Source organism: Pseudomonas sp. ASL3 (assembly GCF_056680425.1).
Genome location: NZ_CM155281.1, coordinates 3022329 through 3046735, shown reverse-complemented (window position 1 = coordinate 3046735; position 24407 = coordinate 3022329). Strand labels below are relative to the sequence as shown.

At 58.5% G+C, this 24407-nt stretch carries 21 protein-coding genes and 3 pseudogenes; 16 read left to right on the top strand and 8 right to left on the bottom strand.

The window, feature by feature from the left end; translation table 11 throughout:
- Window positions 1-89: 89 nt before the first annotated feature.
- A complete protein-coding gene (locus AC1MEE_RS13965) occupies window positions 90-548 on the bottom strand; it encodes a helix-turn-helix domain-containing protein (protein ID WP_480415906.1) in 459 nt (152 codons plus the stop codon).
- Window positions 549-826: 278 nt separating this feature from the next.
- On the opposite strand from AC1MEE_RS13965, the gene AC1MEE_RS13960 reads away from it, so the two are divergent.
- From AC1MEE_RS13960 to ycaC, 5 genes are all read left to right on the top strand, one after another.
- Entirely contained in the window at window positions 827-1822 is a 996-nt protein-coding gene (locus AC1MEE_RS13960; protein WP_480415905.1) for an MBL fold metallo-hydrolase, read from the top strand.
- 47 nt (window positions 1823-1869) lie between these two features.
- Window positions 1870-2793 carry a LysR family transcriptional regulator gene (locus tag AC1MEE_RS13955; RefSeq protein ID WP_480415904.1) on the top strand — a complete coding sequence of 308 codons (924 nt, stop codon included), beginning with the start codon at window positions 1870-1872 and terminating at the stop codon, window positions 2791-2793.
- 239 nt (window positions 2794-3032) lie between these two features.
- The gene (locus AC1MEE_RS13950; protein ID WP_480415903.1) at window positions 3033-3668 is read left to right on the top strand and encodes an antibiotic biosynthesis monooxygenase; all 636 of its coding nucleotides are present in this window, start codon (window positions 3033-3035) and stop codon (window positions 3666-3668) included.
- On the top strand, window positions 3665-5503 hold the full coding sequence (locus AC1MEE_RS13945; RefSeq protein WP_480415902.1) for an amidohydrolase: 1839 nt from the start codon (window positions 3665-3667) through the stop codon (window positions 5501-5503). Before AC1MEE_RS13950 ends, AC1MEE_RS13945 begins: the two co-directional genes overlap by 4 nt.
- Window positions 5504-5572: 69 nt before the next feature.
- Complete coding sequence (gene ycaC / locus AC1MEE_RS13940; RefSeq protein ID WP_076030316.1) at window positions 5573-6199, top strand: isochorismate family cysteine hydrolase YcaC; 627 nt, start codon at window positions 5573-5575, stop codon at window positions 6197-6199.
- Window positions 6200-6264: 65 nt separating this feature from the next.
- Here the strand turns inward: ycaC and AC1MEE_RS13935 are convergent, their stop codons facing one another.
- Entirely contained in the window at window positions 6265-7692 is a 1428-nt protein-coding gene (locus AC1MEE_RS13935) for a mechanosensitive ion channel domain-containing protein (protein WP_480415901.1), read from the bottom strand.
- 71 nt (window positions 7693-7763) lie between these two features.
- The gene (locus tag AC1MEE_RS13930) at window positions 7764-8783 is read right to left on the bottom strand and encodes an alpha/beta hydrolase (protein ID WP_480415900.1); all 1020 of its coding nucleotides are present in this window, start codon (window positions 8781-8783) and stop codon (window positions 7764-7766) included.
- A gap of 162 nt (window positions 8784-8945) precedes the next feature.
- Here AC1MEE_RS13930 and AC1MEE_RS13925 point away from each other — a divergent pair, with 162 nt between their 5' ends.
- From AC1MEE_RS13925 to AC1MEE_RS13895, 7 genes and pseudogenes are all read left to right on the top strand, one after another.
- On the top strand, window positions 8946-9842 hold the full coding sequence (locus AC1MEE_RS13925; protein ID WP_480415899.1) for a LysR family transcriptional regulator: 897 nt from the start codon (window positions 8946-8948) through the stop codon (window positions 9840-9842).
- A gap of 177 nt (window positions 9843-10019) precedes the next feature.
- Complete coding sequence (locus AC1MEE_RS13920; RefSeq protein WP_480415898.1) at window positions 10020-10673, top strand: hydrolase; 654 nt, start codon at window positions 10020-10022, stop codon at window positions 10671-10673.
- 62 nt (window positions 10674-10735) lie between these two features.
- Window positions 10736-11164: a DoxX family protein gene (locus AC1MEE_RS13915; protein ID WP_480415897.1), complete on the top strand. Its 429-nt coding sequence runs from the start codon at window positions 10736-10738 to the stop codon at window positions 11162-11164.
- 7 nt (window positions 11165-11171) lie between these two features.
- Window positions 11172-12770, top strand: a complete 1599-nt coding sequence (locus tag AC1MEE_RS13910; protein ID WP_480415896.1) for an MFS transporter — start codon at window positions 11172-11174, stop codon at window positions 12768-12770.
- Between the two features lie 312 nt (window positions 12771-13082).
- On the top strand, window positions 13083-14195 hold the full coding sequence (locus AC1MEE_RS13905) for an alkene reductase (RefSeq protein WP_480415895.1): 1113 nt from the start codon (window positions 13083-13085) through the stop codon (window positions 14193-14195).
- Window positions 14196-14222: 27 nt separating this feature from the next.
- Entirely contained in the window at window positions 14223-15452 is a 1230-nt protein-coding gene (locus AC1MEE_RS13900; protein WP_480415894.1) for an MFS transporter, read from the top strand.
- Between the two features lie 113 nt (window positions 15453-15565).
- Window positions 15566-15727: pseudogene (locus AC1MEE_RS13895) on the top strand (helix-turn-helix domain-containing protein); the annotation flags it as partial.
- Between the two features lie 125 nt (window positions 15728-15852).
- Here the strand turns inward: AC1MEE_RS13895 and AC1MEE_RS13890 are convergent.
- Entirely contained in the window at window positions 15853-16008 is a 156-nt protein-coding gene (locus AC1MEE_RS13890; protein WP_480415893.1) for a hypothetical protein, read from the bottom strand.
- 217 nt (window positions 16009-16225) lie between these two features.
- Window positions 16226-17182 (bottom strand): DUF932 domain-containing protein, encoded by a 957-nt coding sequence (locus AC1MEE_RS13885; protein ID WP_480415892.1) that lies wholly within the window; start codon window positions 17180-17182, stop codon window positions 16226-16228.
- Between the two features lie 185 nt (window positions 17183-17367).
- On the opposite strand from AC1MEE_RS13885, the pseudogene AC1MEE_RS13880 reads away from it, so the two are divergent.
- The 4 genes and pseudogenes from AC1MEE_RS13880 to AC1MEE_RS13865 all read left to right on the top strand — a co-directional run.
- Window positions 17368-17697: pseudogene (locus AC1MEE_RS13880) on the top strand (transposase); the annotation flags it as partial.
- Window positions 17698-18199: 502 nt separating this feature from the next.
- Window positions 18200-18907: a hypothetical protein gene (locus AC1MEE_RS13875; protein WP_480415891.1), complete on the top strand. Its 708-nt coding sequence runs from the start codon at window positions 18200-18202 to the stop codon at window positions 18905-18907.
- 9 nt (window positions 18908-18916) lie between these two features.
- A complete protein-coding gene (locus AC1MEE_RS13870) occupies window positions 18917-19768 on the top strand; it encodes an alpha/beta hydrolase (protein WP_480415890.1) in 852 nt (283 codons plus the stop codon).
- A 179-nt stretch (window positions 19769-19947) separates the two neighbouring features.
- Window positions 19948-20676: pseudogene (locus AC1MEE_RS13865) on the top strand (NAD(P)/FAD-dependent oxidoreductase); the annotation flags it as partial.
- A 290-nt stretch (window positions 20677-20966) separates the two neighbouring features.
- Here the strand turns inward: AC1MEE_RS13865 and AC1MEE_RS13860 are convergent.
- The 3 genes from AC1MEE_RS13860 to AC1MEE_RS13850 form a co-directional block, all read right to left on the bottom strand.
- Complete coding sequence (locus tag AC1MEE_RS13860) at window positions 20967-22244, bottom strand: OprD family porin (RefSeq protein ID WP_480415889.1); 1278 nt, start codon at window positions 22242-22244, stop codon at window positions 20967-20969.
- Between the two features lie 153 nt (window positions 22245-22397).
- Window positions 22398-22841, bottom strand: coding sequence for a type II 3-dehydroquinate dehydratase (aroQ, locus tag AC1MEE_RS13855; protein ID WP_480415888.1), 444 nt, complete (start codon window positions 22839-22841; stop codon window positions 22398-22400).
- Window positions 22842-22920: 79 nt separating this feature from the next.
- Complete coding sequence (locus AC1MEE_RS13850) at window positions 22921-24255, bottom strand: MFS transporter (protein ID WP_480415887.1); 1335 nt, start codon at window positions 24253-24255, stop codon at window positions 22921-22923.
- Window positions 24256-24407 lie beyond the last annotated feature (152 nt).

Here is a 24407-nt window from a genome sequence, read left to right as displayed (position 1 = left end):
GGTTTTTGCTCTTTGCGTGAGAGGCATTCCACCGTTGGGGTGATTCTTAGTCGTCATCCCTGAAAGCCGAGCGGTCATGCCGCTCGGCTTTATCTTTGGGCGTGAATTTGAGCGGTATATGAGGGGGCGGCTTGTGCTGCGGTGGGCGGGGCGGATCGCACTGCCTGACAGCGCCAGGCGAAAGGCGTGATGCCTTCGCTGCGGGTGAAAATGTGGCAGAAGTGCGCCTGATCGCAGAAGCCGCATTCCAGACTGATTTGCGTCAGGGTCAGGTCCGTATTCTGGATCAACTGCTTGGCCCGGACGATGCGTTGCTGACGAATCCAGTCTTGCGGCGAGTGGCCGGTGTTGCACTTGAACGCACGGGAAAAATGACTGCGTGACAAGGCGCAGGCCCGTGCCAGTTCGGTCACTTCCAGGGTTTCACCGAGGTGGTCGAGGATCAGCTGTTTGACCAGGGTTTCGCGCCAGGGGCTGAGGCCGACAGTGGTTTTTTTTCGCGTTTCAGTGGCGCACCCGTGGGCGGCGTTTTGCTGAAAGTGAGCCATGGCAAATGTCCGTGTCGGTGGGCGCACGCGGGAGCGCTGCACGGTGGGTCAGCTCGTCCCCTTTTCTAAAAAAACAGGTCTGCGCAGAGGGCTTCATTATTGGTCGCGCAAGTTCTGGCTTGCGAGTTAAACGTTGTTAATTCCGCGGTCAGGCTAAGGGTGAAAAAGCTCAACTGAGCACATCGCTACAATTCGCGCCGACGCAGGGCCGTGCAAGATTGACGACTTGTAGCGGCCTGGGCAGAGCCGCTTTTTCTGGCTCGATCAAGGGTGATCTCATGAAGCATTCCCGCGTTTGCATGCTTGGCGGACTCGGCCTGGCATTGGCGCTGATGTCCGGCACCGGCCTGGCGCAGGCACCGGCTCAGGTGAACACTCAGGTTCCCGGTTATTACCGGCTCGCGGTGGGTGACTATGAGGTGACGGCGTTGTTTGATGGCTACAACGACCTGTCGCCCAAACTGCTCGACGGTCTGACCCAAAACCAGATCCGCGCGTTGCTGGCTCGTCGCTCGATTGAAACACCGGGGGTGCAAACCGCGTTCAATGCGTTTCTGGTGAACACCGGCAAACGATTGATTCTGGTGGATACCGGGGCGGGGCAGTGCATCGGTGCCACGGCGGGTCAGCTGTCGGCGAACATGAAAGCCGCCGGTTATCAGCCAGAACAGGTCGATACCATCCTGCTCACCCACTTGCATCTGGATCATGTGTGCGGGTTGGTGGACGGGCAGCAGAAGCCAGTGTTCGCCAACGCAACGGTCTACGCGGCCAAGGCAGAAGCCGATTACTGGCTTGACCCTCAGGCCATGGACAAGGCACCGGCCGGTGCCAAGGAGTTTTTCAAGATCGCCCAGGACTCCACCGCGCCGTACATTGCGGCGGGCCGCTTCAAGACCTTTACTGCCGGGCAGTCGCCAGTGCCGGGCGTTGTCGATGCCGAGCTGGAAGCCGGGCACACACCGGGCAGTACCACGTATCGGTTCAACTCCCAAGGCCAGAGTATTCTGTTTATGGGCGATCTGGTGCATAACCTGGCGGTGCAGTTCGAGCATCCCGAGGTATCGATTCGTTTCGACGTCGACAGTCAGCAAGCGATCAAGAGCCGCGCCAAGGTTTTCAGCGATGCGGCGGCCAGCAAGATCTGGGTCACAGCGGCGCATTTGCCGTTTCCGGGTGTCGGCCATATCACCGCAGTGGACAAGCATTTCCAGTGGGTACCAATCGAGTACGGGCCTTACAAACGAGCGGCGAAAGTGCCGATGATCGAGTAAAGTCCGACAGACTCGCGCCTGGCTGAACACAAAAGGGAACCGTGCCCATGAACCGTAACGATCTGCGCCGCGTCGACATGAACCTGCTGGTAATTTTTGAGGCTCTGATGTTCGAAAGGAACCTGACCCGGGTCGCCGAAAAACTCTTCATGGGGCAGCCGGCCGTGAGCGCTGCGTTGGGGCGGTTGCGTGATCTGTTCGACGATCCGTTGCTGCTGCGCAACGGTCGCGGCATGGAGCCGACGGCGCGGGCGCTGGCGATTCTCAAGGAGCTGCAACCGGCGATGGACACCATCTCCGGGGCGGTCAGCCGGGCCAAGGAGTTTGATCCGGCTACCAGTTGTGATGTGTTTCGCATTGGTCTATCGGACGACGCCGAGTTTGGCTTGTTTCCGTCGCTGTTGAGCCATCTGCGGGAGGAGGCGCCGGGGATCATTGTGGTGGTGCGCCGGGTCAATTATTTGCTGATGCCGGCATTGTTGGCGTCCGGGGAGATTTCAGTCGGGGTCAGTTACACCACCGAACTGCCGGCCAATGCCAAACGCAAGAAACTGCGGGATATCCCCTGCAAAGTGCTGCGCGCAGACAACCGGCCTGGAGAGCTGACACTGGATGAGTACTGTGAGCGGCCTCATGCGATGGTGTCGTTTTCGGGGGATTTGAGTGGCAACATTGATCTTGATCTGGCCAAGATTGGTCGCACCCGGCGGGTGGTGTTGGGGGTGCCGCAGTTCAGTGGGTTGCGGGCGTTGCTCGCCGGGACTGAAATGATCGCCACCGTTCCCGACTACGCCGCATGCGCGCTGGTCGAAGGCTGTGCCTTGAGAGCCGAAGATCCGCCGTTTCCCATCGATGAGGCGCAGTTGTCGATGGCCTGGAGCGGGGTAAGTGATAATGATCCAGCGGAGCGATGGTTGCGGTCGCGGATTAGTCAGTTCATGTCTGAGCCTCTGAATATTCTGGCTTCGTAACCCAGCGAATGCAGTCCGTCTGAGGAACCGCGATTGCAGGTTTTGGGGCTGCTTCGCGTACCGGCGCGAGCAGGCGCGCTCGCCACCGGAAAGTGTTCGGTTCAAAATGCCATGACCGACTGGCAATAGCCTATCCGCACCTTGAGAATACGCTCGTAAAGAGAGCACATACGTTCAATTTTTCCCTCCCCCACACCGGCATTATCGGCTCAATTTCCGTTTCGCCGGAGCCTTCCGTTATGCCTGATTCCAATCGCCTCGACCCTGCAACCACCCGCCCGGTGCGGGGCTTCGAAGAAGTCGTGACCCTGGTCGTCAAACACCGGGTCAAGGCCGGTTTTGAAGTGCCCTATGAAGCCTGGCTGCGGCGGATTGTCAGTATTGCCGGAAAGAGCGAGGGGCATTTGGGGGTGGATGTTATTCGCGGCAAGAACGCCGGCCTGGACATGTTCACCTGCGTGCTGCGTTTCTGCTCAACTGAGGCGATGCAGCGCTGGCTCGATTCGCCGCAACGGCTGGAGCTGATCAACGAAGCCGCGCCGATGCTGGCGGATGGAGACCAGACCGAGGTTAATCCGGTCAAAGAATTCTGGTTCGCACCGCAGGCCGATGCCGGTTCGCCACCGCCGCGCTGGAAGCAGTCCGTGGTGACGTTGCTGGTGATCCTGCCGCATACCTTGCTGGTGCCGCTGATCTGGGGCCCGCTGCTCAAGCTCAACGCCTTTCTGTCCAATTACGTGGTCGCCACTTTTCTGATCACCGTGACCATCGTGGTTTCGGTGGTGTACCTGTTCATGCCCAGGGCGACGCGACTGTTCGCGCCGTGGCTGGAAGCCGGACAGTCTCATTCCACTCTGCCTGAGGAAACGCGATGAACGCCGATCTGATTCTGTTCAATGGCCAATTTCATACCGTTGACCGTGAAAAACCCCTCGCCAGTGCGGTGGCGATCACCGACGGTCGCTTCGTCGCGGTTGGCACCGAGGCCGAGGCCATGGCCCTGCGCGGTTCGGGCACCCAGGTCATTGACCTCAAGGGCCGCTGCGTCATCCCCGGGCTCAACGACTCGCACTTGCACCTGATTCGTGGCGGCTTGAACTACAACCTCGAACTGCGCTGGGAAGGCGTGCCGTCCCTGGCCGATGCCTTGCGCATGCTCAAGGACCAGGCCGATCGCACGCCAACGCCGCAATGGGTGCGGGTGGTCGGTGGCTGGAACGAATTCCAGTTCGCTGAAAAGCGCATGCCGACGATTGAAGAACTCAACCAGGCCGCGCCGGATACGCCGGTGTTCGTTTTGCACTTGTACGACCGCGCCTTGCTCAACCGCGCCGCGTTGCGGGTTGTTGGCTACACCCGCAACACGCCGAACCCGCCGGGGGGCGAGATTGTGCGCGACGCCAACGGCGATCCGACCGGCATGCTGGTGGCGCGTCCCAACGCGATGATTCTCTACTCGACCTTGGCCAAAGGGCCGAAGTTGCCGCTGGAATATCAGATCAACTCGACGCGTCAGTTCATGCGCGAGCTCAACCGTCTCGGCCTGACCAGCGCCATCGACGCTGGCGGTGGTTTCCAGAATTATCCGGACGATTACCAAGTCATCGAGCAGTTGGCCAGGGACCAGCAACTGACGATTCGCATTGCTTATAACCTGTTCACCCAGAAGCCGAAGGAAGAGCTGACCGACTTCAAGAACTGGACCAGTAGCGTCACCCTGCACCAGGGCGACGATTACCTGCGACACAACGGCGCCGGTGAAATGCTGGTGTTCTCGGCAGCGGATTTCGAAGACTTCCTCGAGCCGCGTCCGGACCTGCCGCAAACCATGGAAGACGAGCTGGAACCGGTGGTCCGCCACCTCGTCGAGCAGCGCTGGCCGTTCCGTTTGCACGCGACGTACAACGAATCCATCAGCCGCATGCTCGACGTGTTCGAGAAGGTCAATCGAGACATCCCGTTCAATGGCTTGCCGTGGTTTTTCGACCACGCCGAAACCATTACCCCGCAGAACATCGAGCGGGTGAGGGCGTTGGGCGGTGGCATTGCGATTCAGGATCGCATGGCATTCCAGGGCGAGTACTTCGTCGAGCGTTACGGCGCCAAGGCGGCCGAAGCGACGCCGCCGATCAAGCGCATGCTGGCCGAAGGCGTACCGGTCGGCGCCGGCACCGATGCCACGCGGGTTTCCAGTTACAACCCCTGGACCTCGCTGTATTGGATGGTCAGCGGGCGCACCGTCGGTGGCCTGGAACTGCACAGCGAAGGCCTGTCCCGGCAGACCGCGCTGGAGCTGTTCACCCATGGCAGTGCTTGGTTCTCGTCCGAACAGGGCAAGAAAGGCCAGATCAAGGTCGGCCAACTGGCGGACGTCGTGGCCCTGACCGCAGACTTTTTCAGCGTCGAAGAAGAGGCCATCAAGTGGATCGAGTCGGTGCTGACCGTGGTCGGTGGCAAGGTGGTGTACGCCGCCGGTGACTTCGAAAAACTCGGGCCGACCAGCGTGCCGGTGCTGCCGGACTGGTCGCCGGTGGTCAAGGTGCCGGGCCACTGGCGTCCGACTTCGCCGATGCAGGCTCAGGTTCACCATTGCAGCGGGCCGTGCGCGGTGCATTCCCATAGCCATGAGCGGGCGCGCCTGTCGAATGCGCCAGTCAGTGATTTCCAGGGTTTCTGGGGCGCCTTTGGCTGCTCGTGTTTTGCTTTCTAACGATCACGAAAGAACGCCGGCCAACTGTGTCGGCGCCATAAGCGACCTCCATCCACCGAGGAGTTTCACATGAGCAACGTTCCGTACAAACGTCTGAACAAAGACGACGCAGTTGTGCTGTTGGTCGACCACCAGACCGGCCTGATCTCGCTGGTCCAGGATTTCTCGCCCAACGAATTCAAGAACAACGTGCTGGCTCTCGCGGACCTGGCCAAGTTCTTCAAACTGCCGACCATCCTTACCACCAGCTTTGAAAACGGTCCGAATGGCCCGATGGTGCCTGAGTTGAAAGAGCTGTTTCCGGATGCGCCATACATTCCGCGTCCAGGCCAGATCAACGCCTGGGACAACGAAGACTTCGTCAAAGCCGTGAAGGCCACCGGCCGCAAGCAGTTGATCATCGCCGGTGTGGTGACCGACGTTTGCGTGACGTTCCCGACCTTGTCGGCGCTGGCTGAAGGCTTTGAAGTGTTTGTAGTTACCGACGCCTCGGGCACCTTCAACGAAACCGTGCAACAGGCTGCCTGGGCGCGCATGGCCACGGCCGGTGCGCAACTGGTGAACTGGTTCTCGGTGGCGTGCGAGCTGCAAGGCGACTGGCGCAACGACATGGAAGGCCTGGCGAACCTGCTGTCGCCGCGCATTCCGAACTATCGCAACTTGATGAACAGCTACTCGGCGCTGACGGCCAAGTAAGTCCCGCCGCAACGCTGATTCGAATGAATGCCCGCCATTGTGCGGGCATTTTTATGGGTCATTGCTCAACGCTTCTGCAACCACCCAAGCAAACCTCCTTTTTTGATCGGCGCCGGTTTGGCCATCAACGCCAGTCGACTGTTCTGTTGCCGAACCGCTTGCAGCTTGTTCAATGCCTGGCCGACTTCGCTGCGTTGTTCCATGCAGCTACGTGTCAGGGACTTGTCGATGCGGTAAATGATGCAGGAGGTCAGTGTGGTGAAAGTGGCCTGGGACGGTGTGTCGGTGAGGATGCTCTGTTCGCCCATGACTTCGCTCGGTCCCATGCGACCCGCTTCAATTTGCCCGGTGTCGTCGGGCACTGTGGCGCTGATCACCCCGGTGGCGATCACGAACAGACTGTCAGGCACCTCACCCAATGCCAGCACCACTTGGCCCGCCGCGTATTGCTGCGGGGTCATAGCCTGAGCCAGCTGATCGCGCTCGTCCTCGCCCAAGGAACGGAAGATTTTCACCTCGTCCAGCAACGCTCGCGCTCGGGTCGTGGGTTCAATCACACCATCCAGTTGCCGGGAAATACCCGCCGCTTCCAGGTGCCGATGGGCCAGGTCGAACAGTTGATTGCGCACTTCACTTTTTTTGCCCAGCTCGGCGATAAAACCGCTGGCCACGTATTCGGACATGGTTTCACCGGCCTCCTTGAGCAGCGCTTTAGGCGCCGGGGAAAGCAGCAGGCTGCTGCTGCCTTGCAAGGTGCGATCCAGTGCGTCCAGCACCCGACGCGGGCGGATGTGGTTGGGCACCTGAATGCTGATGGATACTCCGTGCATGTTGCTCGGCCGACTCAGGTTGACGATCTTCGCCTTGGCCGCCACCGAGTTCGGTACCACCGCGGTACTGCCGGCGCTGGTGAGCAGGTGGGTGGCACGCCAGTCGATGTCCAGCACCTTGCCTTCGGTGCCGTCGATCATGATCCAGTCATCCACCTGATAGGGTTTGGTGGTGTTGAGCACGATGCCGGAAAACACGTCGCTCAAAGTGCTCTGCAACGCCAGACCGACGACGATCGCCACGACCCCGGAGGTCGCCAGCAGGCCTTTGACTGGCAGCTCCAGCACATAGCCGGCCGCGGCGACGATCGCGATCAAAAACACCAGCGCGCCGATGACATCCTGCAGCAACCGGCCACTGTGGCCAATGCGTCGCATCAGCACCAGACCGATGACTTCGGTGAGCACCCGCGCGGCATACAGCCACCAGAGAATCCCCAGGGCAGTTGCCCCCAGTTGCGCAACGCGGTCGTCGGCAAACACCGGAGCCTGCAACGGGCTGACGCCGGCATTGATGATGATCGCACTGAAGATCAGGAATAGACCCAGGCGCAACCCGACCCGGGTGACGCGGTGCTTGAACGGCGCAAGATGCCAGATCAGCGCATCGATCACCAGCAGCAGGGCACTCCACGACAAGGGATGACCGTAGACAATGGGCATGAAGAACTCTGGGCGAAAAAGGGACGGCAGACAGGAAAAAGCCTGCCAGAGGGCAGGCTTCTTTGCGGGACTTAGTTCAAGTGAGTCTTGAGTTCCGCGGCGGCCTGACGAACCGCAGCCTTCACTTCGGGGATCTGGCTCAGAGGGTTGAGCAGGCCGAAATCGTGAATCATGCCGTTGTAGCGCACGGCGGTGACTGGCACACCGGCGGCGTCCAGGTGGCGGGCATAGGCTTCGCCTTCGTCACGCAGCACGTCGAACTCGGCGGTCTGCACCAGGGCGGCGGGCAAGCCGCGAAGTTGTTCGGTGCTGGCCTGCAACGGTGAGGCATGGATCTGCGCTCGCTGGCCGGCGTCGGTTGTGTAGCTGTCCCAGAACCAGTTCATCATGCCCTTGGTCAGGAAGTGGCCTTCGGCAAATTGCTGATAGGACGGGGTGTCAAACTGTGCGTTGGTCACCGGCCACATCAGCAACTGAAAGCGCAGCGCCGGGGTTTTCTGTTCCTTGGCCATCAAGGCCACCACTGCAGCCATGTTGCCGCCGACGCTGTTGCCGGCTACCGCCAGACGTTTGCCATCGACGCCGATGTCCTTGCCATGCTCGGCGACCCAGCGGGTAGCGGCGTAGGCCTGGTTGATTGCGGTGGGGTAGTGTGTTTCCGGCGACGGGGTGTAATCGACATACACCGCCACTGTGCCGGAGCCGACCACCAGGTCATGGATCAGTCGTTGGTGAGTCGGGTAATCACCCAAAACCCAGCCGCCACCGTGGAAAAACATGAACACCGGCAGCTCACCTTTGACCTTGGCGGGACGTACGATCTTCAGCATGACGTTCTGCTCGCCAACTTTGATCGAGCGCTCAGTGACTTCCACCCCCGACAGATCCACCTCCACCGACGATTGCGCACCGGTCAGTACTGCACGGGCATCCTTGGGGCTCAGTTGTTCCAGCGGTTTGCCGCCGCCTGCCGCGAGGGCTTCGAGGAAGGCCTGGGTGTTGTGTTCGACACCCTTACTGCCAGCCGCAAACGCGCTGCCGAAGGAGAGGGCAAGGAGGCTGGTGGTCAGCGTTTTCTGGACGATGTTCATGGGTAAGTCCTTTTTTAGTCGTTGGAAGTTGGGTACTAAGAGTCGAGTAGCGTGCCCGGCCCCTTGAATCAAGGCTTGGCAGCACCGTGAACACAGATTAATAGGGTGCCGAAAAGGGAAAAAGCGGCTATAAAGTGTTTGACTGTCAACCAGGTCGTGACAATGAACCCGTTTGAAGATATGCGTATTTTTTGCCAGGTCATGGACTCCGGCAGTTTCACCGCGGCGGCCGATCAGTTGGGGCTGTCCAAGCAATTCGTCAGCCGACGCTTGATGCAACTGGAAGAGCGCCTCGGTGTGCGGCTGCTCAATCGCTCGACCCGGCGGCTGGACGTCACGCCCCTGGGGCAGAGTTATTACGAGTCGGCCTTGCGCCTGCTCAGCGAAGTCGAGCAAGTGGAGCAGGGCATCGCCGGCCAGACCAGCGAGCCTCGCGGCACCATTCGCTTGAGCGCGCCGCTGTCGTTCGCGGTGGCGCACTTGGGTTGTCTGCTGCCGGTGTTTTTGCAGCGCTATCGCGACGTCACGGTGGAAGTGGACTTGAGTGATCGTCCGGTGGACTTGCTCAATGAGGGCTACGACCTGGCATTGCGCATCGGCGTGCTGGAAGACTCGACGCTGATCGCCCGACGCCTCGCCTCCATCCAGCGGGTGTACTGCGCCAGCCCGGCCTACCTGGCCGAGCGCGGTACGCCGGTCAACCCTGAAGACTTGCACAGTCATGACTGTCTGCCTTACGGCCACGGTCGTCAGGTGCAATGGCGTTTCGAAGGGCAGGGCAAACCATTGACCGAGAACGTCACCGGAAGGATGCGGGTCAACAACGGTGAATTGCTCAAGGACGCGGCCATCGCCGGCATGGGCATTACTTATTTGCCGACCTTCATTGTCGGTTCGGCCTTGAAGGACGGGCGGCTGGTGTCGGTGCTGGACGACTTCCACGCTGAGCCGTTGACGTTATCGGCGGTCTATCCGCAGCATCGTCAGGGCTCGCGACCGGTGCAGGCGCTGATCGAATTCTTGGGTGAACGGCTGGATCGGACCGAGGACGGGCTTTAAATACAGCAGCGCCCCGCAGTCGAAGCGGGAGTCTGATGCTGGTAGGTGGTTAAGCCTCCAGATTCTTGGCGAAAGAAATTTTCTCAGCACAAACTTTTCAGATTCGCACATCCATACAATTGCTCTGCTCCAACGAAGCCGAAAATAGCGCCTCTCAAACGTATCCGGAGAAGTGTTATGGCAACCGCAAAAGCAGCACCAGGTAAAGGCCTGATTGATCCGAGCAACCACGCTCTGATCTTGATCGACTTTCAGTCACAGATGGCATTTGCGACTAAATCCATCGACGCTGTCTCACTCCGTAATAACGCTGCACTGATCTCGAAAGCAGCGAAGGAGTTTGGCGTTCCTTCCATTCTTACCACCGTCGCCGAAAAAAGTTTTTCGGGCCCCATGTTTGAAGAGATTACCTCAGTCTTCGCCGGCCAGGAGCTGATTGACCGGACCAGCATGAATACCTGGGAGGACGAGCGTATAGCCGTCGCCGTGAATAAGATCGGTCGCAGCAGAATCGTTCTTGCCGGTCTCTGGACCTCGGTCTGCATTGTTGGACCCGCGATCTCGGCTCTTGACCAAGGGTTTGAGGTATACGTCATTTGCGATGCGTGTGGCGACGTTTCAGATGAGGCTCATGAGCGCGCTATCGAGCGTATGATTCAAGCAGGTGCGCGTCCAATGACCTCGCTTCAATACCTCCTGGAACTGCAGCGTGACTGGGCTCGCGGCGACACCTACAACGAGACGGTGAAAACCTCTATCGCTCACGGTGGTGCTTATGGTCTTGGTTTGATTTATGCCAAAACCATGTTTAACGCATCGGAAGGTCACTGATCTGTTTGCGCCTCTTCCCTGATGGGGGATGAGGCGCACTCCTTGAGAGGAAGCAATGGAGCATGTCTACATCTGATGTGAATACGACGACTGCACCGGATGTGGCGCTGTGTTGGCTACGAATCACAGGTGTACTGATGCTGTTGCTGGTGCACGGATTGCCTAAGCTTTTCAATTTTGAGCACGAACTGGCGTTGATCGAAGACCCGTTTGGCATGGGGGCTCGGTTGACCTTGTCTCTGGCAATTTTCTCGGAAGTGTTTTGTCCGATATTCATCGCATTGGGACTTCTGACGCGCCTTGCGACACTGCCTGTTCTATTTTTGCTGGTTGTATCGGTTATCTGGGTTCATCCCGAGTGGAGCCTGGCCGAGGGCCAGTTCGCCTGGCTGCTGCTGATCATCTTCTCGACGATTCTTGTCGGAGGATCTGGAAAATTGGCATTGGGTACGAGTCTGTCGCATCGCTGGCCACTCCTGAGCAAACTGTAGGGAGAGAATGGTGAATACGATGACTAATGGGCAGACACCGACAACTTCGGCTTGGCAACCGCTTCGTCATGGATTGTTTCGCAGTCTGTGGCTCGCCAGCATTGCATCCAGCATAGGGACGTGGATGCATGAAGTCGGTGCTGGCTGGCTGATGACCTCCTTGTCGGCCAGTCCTTTTATGGTGTCTCTGGTACAAGTAGCGGGTGCCGCTCCGATGTTCCTTCTAGCGCTACCCGCTGGCGCGCTGGCCGACATCGTCGACAAACGACGTTACCTGTTGGCTGTCCAGGCAGGGATGGCCGTCATTGCACTTGCGCTCGCCGTGATCACCTTTGCGGACCTGATGAGCGCTACGCTTTTACTCCTGTTTACGCTGGCCATGGGAGTTGGAACAGCGCTGACCATGCCAGCATGGTCAGCGTTGACACCTGAGTTGGTTCCAGCCAGTGATCTGCCCGCCGCGATATCGCTTAGCAGCGTGGGAGTCAACGTTGCCCGAGCACTCGGACCGGCCATCGCTGGCATCATCATCAGCTTGGTAGGGCCATGGGCGACATTTGCCGTCAACGCCCTGTCCTTCTTTGGTGTTATCGCGGTGCTCGCCCTGTGGCATCGTACGCCACAACAGACCGTATTGCCGGCAGAACGCCTGTTTGGCGCTATACGTGTGGGTTGGCGCTATGCCCGTAGTTCACGGCACCTGCAGCGAGTTCTGGTGCGCGCCCTGGCTTTCTTTCTGGGCGCAAGCGCCGGTATGTCCTTGCTTCCACTGATCGTGCGAAATGAGCTGAAGGGCAACGCTGAGCAATTTGGGATCTTGCTCGGTTGCATCGGGATCGGGGCGGTCGCGGGCGCAATGTTTCTGCCCGGAATTCGTCGTCATATTGCTGTCAATCTGCTGGTGGCATCGGCCAGCCTTATCTATGCGGCAGTATTGCTGGCTTTGGCATGGATTCAGGATTTCTATCTGCTTATCCCTGTGATGCTCATCAGTGGTGCTGCCTGGATCGCGGTATTGTCCAGCCTTCAGGTATCTGCGCAAACATCGGTACCTGCGTGGGTAAGGGCCAGGGCGTTGGCGGTCTACATTCTGACTTTCTTTGGCAGCATGGCCATGGGCGGTGTGATGTGGGGGCTGATCGCCAGCTGGCTTTCGATCTCGATATCTCTGAGTTTTGCCGCCGTAATCATGGTGGTGGGAGTAGGGTTGGGCTGGTGGGTCAAACTGCCTGCGCTGAGCGCAGAAGACCTGGCCCCTTCGCTGCATTGGCCTCAACCGTTGATTAGTGTCGACGTTGATGGTGAACGTGGGCCAGTCATGATCACGGTCGAGTATGAGATTGACACGGCGGATGCCGATGCCTTCAAAGAGGCCATGGAAGAGGTGCGCAGAATGCGGCAGCGCAATGGTTCTTTTTCCTGGCAATTGATGCAGGACACCGAAAATCCGCAACTGTGGATAGAGCTGTTTTTTGACGAGTCCTGGCACGATCATCTACGTCATCACAATAGAGTCACTCGCGCAGAGTTGAAAATCGAATCAGCCGCTCGACACTTTCATATCGCTGGAAAGCCTGTACGTATTCGGCACCTGCTCAAAGGCTGACGAGTTAGTCTCACTTCAGTTTTACGCCATGCAGGTGATAATTCGGCCCTTTATCTGCTGTGACAGCGAAACCTTGCAGGCAGTGGGACACGCAGCTGGCGGTGCTCATCCGTCGCTGCTGACCTCACGCAGCGATGGGCCTGTGCGACGCCGGCGCTGTTTAACTCCGAGTAACGGCCACACCTTTGCTCGCGGCGCAACGCTACGTTGCGCCGCCGGTGGATTCTCCCAATGCTCACCAGCGCCTACCGTGCAGGGCATGGGCCGATTGGGCCCGGAGCTTCTACCCTACGTATGTAAAGGTAATCGATCATGACTCAGCACCTGTTCAGCGCCATCACCGTCGGCCCGCTCCATCTCAAGCATCGCGTCGCTATGGCGCCCCTGACTCGCTCGCGTGCCGGCCAGCCGGGCAACGTGCCGACGCCAATGAACGTCGAGTATTACCGGCAGCGGGCGAGTGCGGCGCTGATCGTCAGCGAGGCCACGCAAATATCCCAGCAGGGCCAGGGCTACGCCTGGACGCCGGGTATACACACGCCGGAGCAGGTGCGCGGTTGGAAAGCGGTCAGCGATGCGGTGCATGCCGAAGGTGGGCACATGTTTTTGCAGCTCTGGCACGTTGGGCGGGTTTCTCATCCGGTGTTTCAGCCCAACGGTGGCCTGCCGGTAGCGCCGACCGCGCAGTCGGTACCGGGCAAGACCTTTATCATCAACGAGCAAGGCGAGGGGGGCTGGGGCGATGTGCCAGTGCCGCAGGCACTGAATATCGCTGGCATCGAGGCGATTCTGCTCGATTACCGCCACGCGGCTCGCAATGCCATGCTAGCCGGCATGGATGGCGTGGAAATTCATGCCGGCAACGGTTATCTGTTGGACCAGTTCATCAACAGCGCCAGCAACGAACGCACTGACCGATACGGTGGCAGCATCGAAAACCGTGGGCGGTTGTTGCTGGAAGTGGTTGCGGCAGTGATCGAGGAAGTGGGCGCTGAGCGTGTTGCAGTTCGCCTGACGCCGATGGGTCGCTTCATGGGCATGGGCGATGACACCCCGGAGGAGACTTTCAGCTACCTCGTCCGTGCGTTGAACGACTCGAATCTGGCCTACCTGCATCTGGTAGAGCCGATGATGGTTGGCACCGTGCGGGATGACAACCATGACCCGCGCTGGGACGCCATCATCAAACGCCTGCGCAGCGAATATGACGGCGTGCTGATGCTCGCGGGTGGCTATGACCGCAATACTGCCGAGCAGGCTCTAGCCGAGGGTAGGGCCGACATTATCGCCTTCGGCCGCCCCTTTATCGCCAATCCTGACTTACCTCGCCGACTGCAAGGCGCCTTAGCGTTGAATCCGGCCGACGGTAGCACTTTTTTCGGTGGCAACGCAGCCGGCTACATTGACTATCCAACCCTGGCCTGATCCCTGATGCATCGAGGAGTTGATGACATGACTGCTTTCAATACATCTTTAGATCAGGCGCCTGTACACCTGACGCGCGGCCTGGTGCTGCTGTTCGCGTTCTGCTGCGGCGCGATTGTCGCCAATATTTACTACGCACAACCGATCATCGAAATGATTGCGCCTGATATCGGCCTGTCAGGCGGTACCGCCAGCCTGATCGTTTCGCTGACTCAGTTGGGTTATGCGCTCGGGCTGTTTCTGCTGGTACCCCTGGCCGATCTACTGGAAAACCGCCGCTTGATGATCGCGACCCTACTGGTCAGCAGCATCAGCCTGTTCGCCGCGGGGATGGTGCAGCACCCTAGTAGCTTTTTCATCGTTTCGGCGCTGATCGGTTTCAGTTCGGTGTCGGTGCAAATGTTGATCCCGCTGGCGGCGCATTTGGCCCCTGAAGAAAGCCGAGGGCGTGTGGTCGGCACGATTATGGGAGGGCTGTTGTTGGGTATTCTGCTGGCCCGCCCACTGGCCAGCCTGGTTGCCGATCACTTCGGCTGGCGCGTGGTGTTCATGGGCGCGGCGCTGTTGATGTTGTTCATTACGGTCGTGGTGGCCTTCACACTGCCCAGTCGTGAGCCGACGCATCGTGCTTCCTACGGCCAATTGCTGCTGTCCTTGGAAAAGCTTCTGCGCCGTGAGCCGGTATTGCGTCAGCGGGCGCTGTACCAGGGCCTGATGTTCGCCGCGTTCAGCCTGTTCTGGACCGCCGTGCCGTTGGAACTGGTGGGGCGTCATGGCCTGTCGCAGAGTCAGATTGCGCTGTTCGCGCTGGTCGGTGCCATCGGCGCGGTGGCGGCGCCAATCGCCGGCCGCCTGGCCGATGCTGGCCACACCCGGCCGGCTTCATGGCTGGCGATGAGCCTGGCGATTGTCAGCTTCGGTACGCTCTGGCTGGCGCCGGACTGGAGCCTTATCGGCCTGGCCGTCACTGGCATCCTCCTGGATTTCGCGGTTCAGATGAACATGGTCCTTGGTCAACGTGCCGTTTACGCACTGGACGCCGCCAGCCGGGGGCGACTGAACGCGCTGTACATGACCAGCATCTTCATCGGCGGCGCAGCCGGATCTTCAGGTGCCAGCTGGTTGTATGGGCATGGCGGCTGGAGCGCGGTCGCCTTGGCGGGCAGTGGCTTGTCGCTGGTCGCGTTGCTGGCATTCTGCAAGGATTCGATCAGTGCGGCACGTTTGGTGCCGTCAGGGCGCAGGGTTCACCGTTAAAAGCCTTGCTCGTCGGGTTTGATACTCGAACCACTGAACCTTTGGTTTGCCAGACAGAGCGCGTTACGCTGGGCGAAGAATTTTTCAGCCCGTCAATTTTCAAGGAGGCTCAATTGGACAAGTTGCTCGCCCTGCAGATGTTCGTCCAGACCGTGGACGCCAAAGGCTTTTCTGCGGCAGCGCGGCAGCTTGGGTTAGCGACGTCCACGGTGACAAGAATGCTCGATGGGCTGGAGACCGAGGCCAGTTCGCGCCCGGATGACCAGGCCACCCGGATCAGTCGGTTATTGATGCTGTTGGAGCATGGGGACCGACAGCTGGTCGTGGATCTGGTTGAGCGCTTAGTTGAACGGCTAAGAAAGGCCTGATCCTAGGATTGCCCTGGTGGGATTTGGCGCTTTCAGGTATCGGCGTTCTGATCGAACTTGGCACCACAGCGTAAGCAGAGATAGTCATAGTGGCCGAACTGATATTTCTGCACGTCCCTGGCAAAGGCCGTCATGGCGGTGTAGCCCGATGTCGCACTGGAAACGCTTTCGCCGATCAGGTCGAGCAAAACTGCACGAGCAGGCTTTCAGGTCGGGTTTCCGGGTCAGCTACGAGGGCTTGGGTATGGGCCTGGCGAACACTGAGTAGAAAGCTATCAATGGTCCCAATGAGCATGACGGCCGTGTTAGCAACCTCCTTGGACAGTACAGCCTTTGAATCGCAGATCAGGCAGCGTGGGGTCATGTTGAGCCTCCGGTGAAAGGGTTAAATCACAGAGAGAAAACCTATGGATGAGGGAGGCGCAGGCCTCCCTTTATGCGGCGGGCTTTCCAAGCCACCAATTGCAGGGCGGTGTTGAGCGCTCGTTGTTTGATGACCGCGCCTTGGCCAAACCATGCGGTGTCCATGCGGTACTCGTTGCTGCGAGCGCGACGCTCGTGGTCGACATACTCGGTGACCGCGTTGAGCAGGCCCCAGGCCGTGCCCTTGGCCGCTTCCAGCTCCGCCCCTCGGCCATGGCCGTCATACAGACTCAGCACCTTGGTTAAGGCCCGCTCATTCGACAGACCGGTCAGCTCGGGGCCACCGGTCCGGACTTCGCACAGCACGCTCCGCAGAAAATCTTTGGCTTCATGGTCTTGCACTCTGCGTTCGGCGAGCATTCGCATGCGGTACATAAAGTCGTCCCATTGCGATACGGCGATACCCAGTTGCTGCTTCACGGCTTGTGGATTGAAACGGGTGCTGTGCGGGACCTTGATCGCCTGGCTGGCGCCATTGACCGCAATACTCAGGGTGTTATTGCAGACCACGCGAATGGTGGTCGGGGTCGCCGTGGTGGCCAGCGTGCCATCACAGGAGGTGGCCAGCAGCAAATAGCCATTCACCACGTCATTACCTTTGAGTGCGGTTGACTGTCCGGTCCGCGCCAGCGCCCAGAGCTTGCGCCCGCCCTTCAGGACGCCAGCGGTTTCCAGTTCATAGCCAGAGCGCTCGGTCAGATCACGGTAAAACTCCAGGACCTCACGGGGCTGGAGCACCTGGTAGCGTTGTGAGACGACGGACAGGGCTTCCTTGCTGTCCGAACGGTAGAGGACCTTCTGTTCGGGAAATGAGTGGATGGTGCAGAGATGACCGACGGCGTCAGCCATGAAGCGTACGGGCGACTCCTGGATCTGCCAGTTCATTCCGGCTTCTTCTTGCCAGACTTCCAGCGGTTGCGTTGATGCAGCGAAAGACACCTGTCAGCAAAATCCAGTCAAGATTGAAGCGATGGGTACGCAGACGACTGAGTGTTGGAGCTGGGACCAAGGCATGCTTGATCATAAGCCTTTAATCTGAGGCGCCTGCGATTCGATGTGGCACGCACGGATCTGAAGCCGGCCGATGTCGACCTGGCCGAACTTTACAACGGTTTCATCTTCAACGCGCTGTGCAGCTGCATTTGATCGTCGACAACTATGCCACGCACAAGCATCCGAAAGTGAAGGCGTGGCTTGAGAAGCACAAACGCTTCCACATGCATTTCACCCCGACCTCCAGTTCGTGGATGAACAGGGTTGAGCGCTTTTTTCGCGACATCACGGTGTACCTGCGTGACGGAAGTTTCAGTTCGGTTCGCGAACTGGAAAGCTCGATCACCACGTTCCTGGCACTGCGAAATGCGCAGCCGACTCGCTACGTCTGGAACGCCAAGGGGGAAGATATTTTGAACAAGATACAGCGAGCCCGTCAGGCAATGGCCTCACAGGCATGAGGATCTTTATTTGTGAGACAGAACACTAGGAGCCTCCGGTAATGTGAGTCATGTCCACGTAGTTCGGCAATTTTCGGTGCCTTACACTCGGCCGTTTCCGATATTGGCGGCATGATTTGCGCGACATCCTAGGTCTTGCCCGATGCCGAAAAGCTGGCGTGTCGCGTAAATTCCCACTACGACTGATCGGCTGCTTTTGGGCGATTCTGTTGAAAAAGTCGCCGGTAGTATCGGCTACAAAAAATGCTCGTCCGAGATTGAAATCTGCACTTGGGTATTAGAGGAGAACCGGCTCGGATTTTACGTAGCAACGCAGGCATGCGTTTTTACACAGCCTGGACCCAATGCGGACGTTCGTTACTGGTTGCGAAACCGGGGGCGATTCATGTGGCCGTTTGATGGCTTGATCATCTCAGGCTAGTCTCAATAATCCACCTACCTGGACTCTTCCGTTGCGCTCGAGTCGATGGGTATTCGTCTGGATTGGCTAAGGAGAGACGCTATGGCATTGTCTGACCCGAATACTACAACGACGCTGATCGACTCACTGAGCCAATGCATAGCCGCCGCCGCGGGACTAGGCACGGCGTCATTCGCTTTGGTAGACGCCACCAAAGCCTTTTGGGGAGGTGTCTCCAATTTCGGCTTTGGAAGAGTCGATCAGGTGGTGAAGCTGTTCTTTGACGACACAGCGGAGGACCGCCAGTCCCCGCTGGGATCTAAAGAGTTGAAGCGGGTACTGCAATCAAACTGGTTGAACGGTACCGCACTTGGCGAACAGAAGGCGATCGCCAAGGCGCAGATCAAGCTCAGACTCAGCAGCGCGACAGCGAAGAAATTTGCTGCGGTGACAGGGCTAAGTGAGCGCGAGGCTGACTTGATTTCGATCGCCGCGAAGCTTGGTACCGCTACGACGCTCACGCCACCAGAAAGTGACCTCTGGGCCCGCTTTGATCTGATCCTTACAACCACCCTGGACCAGGCCTATGAGCGCGCCGATCAGATCTACCGGAACGCTACCAAGGCCGTGTCGGTTGTTGTGTCGGTCGGCTTGTCCGTTGCGGGATTCTATATCTACGACATGGCGTTCAAGAGCCTGCCCATGGCCATCTTGGTCGGGTTGGCTGCTACGCCAATCGCACCGATCGCGAAGGATCTGACCAGTGCCTTGGCAGCGAGTGTCAAAGTCGTCGAGACATTCCGGAAATAGGGCGCCGCCATGACCTGGTTCTTGGATTTACGTGCAGACAGTGCCGGCGGCATCCCGGCCAAGCAGGTGATGCTTCGGCAAGATGGAGGACATTACCCCAACCTCCAGGGTTTTCTTGAGGCGGTACGAGGATGCAATGTCCTGTTTGGCACCCATGGTTTCAACGTTAATCGGTACGACGGGATTACATCGCTCTCTGGTTGGGAGTCATTGCTGGATCTTGGGGATGGTGCTTTGTTCATTGGTATCCTGTGGCCGGGGGATTCCCGCTGGATCCCAGTGCTGGACTATCCATTTGAAGACCGTGAGGCGATTGATAGCGCAAAGCTGCTGGCCGAGTTCATAAATCGGAACTTTGGAGGGGCCGCGAGCTTGTCGTTTGTATCCCACAGCCTGGGTGCGCGTGTAATTTTGGAGACGATCATCAAACTGAATCGAAACGTGGCGCAACTGACCCTAATGGCAGGCGCAATCGATGCTGACTGCCTCAACACTACCTATCGGGCTACCGTGAGCAAAGTTGCTGATGTGTCTGTGCTTGCCTCACTAGAGGATGTAGTGCTCGAGTATGCCTATCCACTGGGAAATCCGCTGGCCGGCATCATCTCAGTGGGCGATCCCTACTGGCGGGGGGCGCTGGGTCGGTACGGCCCCCAAGCTCCCGTCTCTGATAATTTAAAATCGGCCTGGCACATTCCTAATGCCTGGGATTGTGGGCACGGTGACTACTTGGGTGGCATCCAACCAAAGCGCCCCTTGCCGGTCGCTTTGCCTGCCCCAGACAATCCAATCCCAGGTTCGCTACCAGCCTGGTCAGCCGGCTTTGTCTCGACGCGCTTCCGTGCGGTGCATGGTCGCTAAACTGCGTTGCCAAAACCGCTCCGGGAAAATCGAAGGAAGTCTCGTCAAAGCCATTGATCTGCCGGGCAGATTCGAACCGGTGCCGCGAGAGGCTCCCCTGCCAGGCGAGCAACCTCTTCAGGACGGAAAAAGTGGCCGATATGTGAGGAGGTTCTAGGTTTGGCACTGGGGGGAAGTCAGCCCACGCCTCCAACGATGCGCAGCCTTTGCGTGTTGCCGTCGTAGGCGCTGGTGCGACGGGTGTTGAGCTCTGTGCCGAGCTGCACCACGCCGTACGCCTGATGCAAGGTTATGGCGTGCGACAGGCGTGCCCGGAGAGTCTGCGTATTACTCTAATCGAAGCGGGGCCGCGAATTTTACCGGTACTACCGGAGCGAATCAGCCAGGCTGTTCATCGCGAACTGCAAAAGCTCGGCGTGGAAGTGTTGAGGAACTCTGCCGTCAGTGAAGTCACTGGAGAAGGGTTAACTATCAGTGGCGACGAATTTATTCAGGCAGATGTCCGGATCTGGGCGGCGGGGATTCGAGCACCAGCCTTTCTGCAAGACCTTGATGGTCTTGAAACCAACCGAATCAATCAATTGGTGGTCCGAAGTACTTTGCAGACAACACGCGATGAGTCGATTTCCGCACTGGGCGATTGTGCCGCTTGCCCGATCCCGGAGACTGAAGGTCGTATTGTGCCGCCTCGCGCCCAAGCGGCTCACCAGCAAGCAGAATTGATGGCACGAAACATAGTCCTACGCATCGATGGTAAATCCATGCAGAAGTTTCATTACAAAGACTACGGGACACTGGTTTCCCTGGCCTCGTTCAGTGCTGTGGGTACCTTGATGGGCAACCTGACCGGTAGCAGATTTGTCGAGGGCTTCCTGGCCAGGGCGTTTTACCTCTCCCTGCGGTTACATTGATCCAACGTATTAGGGCTGCCGTGACCGGCCGAAGCGGACATTATAAATGGCCGCTTTCGACCGATTCTGTTGAAAAAGTCGCTCCCGACAGTTTTGGGGCATTTTCAGCGGGTACTTGACCCCTTACCCAAGATGAGTGACTGCGTCTACGCGATTCCAGGAGGTTGGTTTTGGCATAAATTTTCTTCCTCCCCAGCGTCCTCCAGGCCAGATCCCCACGCACTTAATAAGGGCTGGGGTCTCATGCTTTACCACTTTCATCCAATGCGGCATTCCCTTTGTGCTTTCTAAAGCAGAGAGAATGGATAGTTGATGATCAGCCGGTTCTCATCGAACTCATTGGTGCTGAAGTCTTTGCGGATGCTCGAATTGCGCCAGCGCACGTTGAGGTTCTTGAAGGTGCCGCTTTGCACGGTGTAGCCCAGTTCGCTTTCGCGACCCCATTCCTTGCCGTCGGTGATGGTTCCGGTATGGACATTGTCGCCGCTGATGTAGCGGTTCATCAAAGTAAGACCGGGCACGCCGAGGGCTGCGAAGTTGTAGTCATGGCGCACTTGCCAGGACTTTTCCTTGGCGTTGTCGTAGCTAGAGTTGTAGCTGTCGTTGGCCAGGGTGCCACCGCTGGTGCCGTTGACGCGCATCCAGGCGCTGTTGCCGGTGACTCGCTGCAAACCAACGTAGAAGGTGTTGCCACCATATTTGGCGGAGAACAGCCCGGACCAGGTCTTGTTGTCCAGATCGCCGGCCAGGGCGCTGCCGTCGTCCTTGCCATAAAAGAAGCCCAGGTTGGCGCCAAGGGTCCAGTTACCCAAGGGTTGAGTGTGGACCAGATTGATGAACTGCTGGCTGTAGATGTCTTTGAGCTCGGCGTTCCAGACGCCAATCATGGTGCGCTTGTCGTTGAAGGTGTATTCGCCGCCTTCAAAGTTGAAGCGGTCTGACGTGAACGCCGCTTTGCCGTTCATCGACATGTCGCTCATGCTCGAATCGTTGCGCGGACTGTTGGCTCGGAACTGGCCGCCGTAAAGGGTCAAACCGTCGATTTCCCTGGAGGTGATCTGGCCGCCACGGAAGGTCTGTGGCAAGGAGCGACCGTCATCGGAGCGCAGGATTGGCAGTACTGGCATCCATTCGCCGACTTTCAATTCGGTTTTTGAAATCCTGGATTTGAAGGCCACGCCCAGGCGACCGAAGTTGTCGGCTGGGCGACCATCGCTGTCCAAAGGCAGGAGCTGTGTCCCGCCGGTGCCGCGTCCGCCGTCGAGCTTTTGCGAGTACATACCGAGTATGTCTACGCCGAAACCGACAGTGCCCTGAGTAAAGCCGGATCGTGCATCGAGGATGAAGCTCTGCGTCCATTCCTGCGCTTTCGCCTGCGGATACGCCGGATCGACGAAATTACGATTGATATAGAAGTTGCGGGCGGTGAGGGTCGCGGTGCTGTCTTCGACGAAGCCTGACTCTGCAGCGAACACTGGCGTTCCGGCCGCCAGACTCAGTGCCAGGGTTGTCAGGGCATAACGAGGTGAGTTGTTCAGTGCCGAGCGATTGACCTTGAGCATCATTGTTTTTGTTCCCAAGTACTTATGTTGGTTTGCACGAATCCGTCCGGCTGCGCCAGGCACAGACGGCGGATCAATGAATTCGGTTTGGATCGACCACCCACCGACTGGCAGGTGGAGATGAAGTTTCAGGCTAGAGCCAGTTGCTTGCGGTCATCACGTCAGGCTGCGTGCCGCTGATACGGCCGCACGTAGCCCCAGCAAATAACTGTCCACGCCAAAACCGCAGATCTGGCCTTTGACGATCTCAGCAAACACCGACTGATGGCGGAACGCTTCGCGCGCATGGATGTTGGACATGTGCAGCTCGACCACGGGCACCGTGAGTATCGCCAGTGCATCGCGGATGCCGTAGCTGTAATGAGTCCAGGCCCCGGCGTTGATCAGTACGGCGTCCACGTTATCGAAGTAGCCCTGGTGGATGCGCTCGCACATTTCACCTTCGCTGTTGGTCTGGAAGCTCTCGACCTGGACACCGAGCTCCTCGCCGAGGGCGCGCAGGCTGGCGTCGATTTCGGCCAGGGTTACCGTTCCGTATTGAGCCGGGTCGCGCTTGCCGAACATGTTGTGGTTGATGCCGTGCAGCATGAGGACATTCATGATGTTCGTTCCTTAAGTTCAGTTAGTTGATCCGTTTGATCACACGGCCGATTTTCGTCATCTGGCCGGTGAACAGGGATCAGTCTTTGAGCTCGATACGGTGTACGTCGCCGACGATCAAGGCATAGGCGATCACACCCAGGAGCGCAGCGGCACCGACGTAGATCAGCGCGTAAAAGAACGAGCCGGTGCCAGCGATGATGAAACCGATGACCAGCGGGGTGCTGATGCCGGACAGGTTGGAGCAGAAGTTGAACAGGCCGCCGGTCAGGCCCATGAGTTTTTTCGGCGCGACGTCAGAGATCAGCGTCCAGCCCAGACCCACCATGCCTTGACCGAAAAAGGCAAAGGACAGGATCGAGATGACCAGCACATCGGTTTCTACATAGTTGGCGCCGATGATGGTGCTGGCCATCAACAGCCCGGCGATGATCGGCAGCTTGCGGGCGATGTTGGCCGAGCCGGTGCGTTTGAGCAGTTGGTCGGACAGCCAGCCACCGAACATCACGCCAGCAGCGGCCGCCAGGAACGGCATGATCGAAAAGAAACCGACCTTGATCCAGCCCATGTGGCGTTCAGTGGCCAGGTACGTCGGGAACCAGGTGAGGAAAAACACCAGAACAGTGTTGCCGGCGAACTGGCCGATGGAGGCACCGATGATCTGGCGGTACGAGAGCAATTGACGCACGTTGGACCAGGAGAACGGTGTCGATTGTTCGTCGGCTTTCGCCAGGCCGCCGCCGGCAGCGATGTAATCCAGCTCAGCCTGATTGACGCTGGTGGACTCGTGGGGTTCGCGATACATGCGCCACCAGACCAGTCCGAAGAGGATGCCGATCACACCGACGATGACGAAGATCGCTCGCCAGCCGTAAGCCCCCATGATCCAGAACAAGGCCGGCGCAAAGCAGGCCAGACCCAGGTATTCACCGACGGTATAGATGGCTGTGGCCCGGGCGCGCTCCTGTTGTGGAAACCAGGTGCCGACCACCCGACTGTTGGTCGGGAAGCACGGCGCTTCGCTGATCCCCAGCCCGAAACGACACAGCAGAAGCGTCTTGATGCCGACGGTGAAGCCCTGCAGCAGGGTAAATGCCGACCAGAAGGTAAGCGCCAGAAAGTAGGTGACCTTACTGCCGAAACGATCCAGGAACAGCCCGCCAGGAATTTGCGCCAAGGCGTAAGTCCAGGCGAACGCCGAGAACACGAAGCCCATGGTCACTGCGGTGATGCCCAGATCTTTGGTGAGTTCAGGCGCAGCGATACCCAGGATCGTTCGATCCAGGTAATTGATCATGGTGCCAATGGCGAGCAGGGCAAGGATGACAAAGCGAGCGCGGGTGCGCTTGATGCTTGTCGCGGGGGCATAGGCCAGCGGAGCCGCGGATGCGGTTTCTCCAGTTTTAATGGACATGTCTTGAGTACCCATATTGTTGTTGTCGGGACTTTGTGATGATGCTCAAGCTGCGTTGTGATGTTTTGCATGCAGTTGATGAGTGCTCAGGCTAGTGAGAGACAGATCATGATGTCAAGCGCATATTTTTATTTTTGCATGCAAAATAAGGG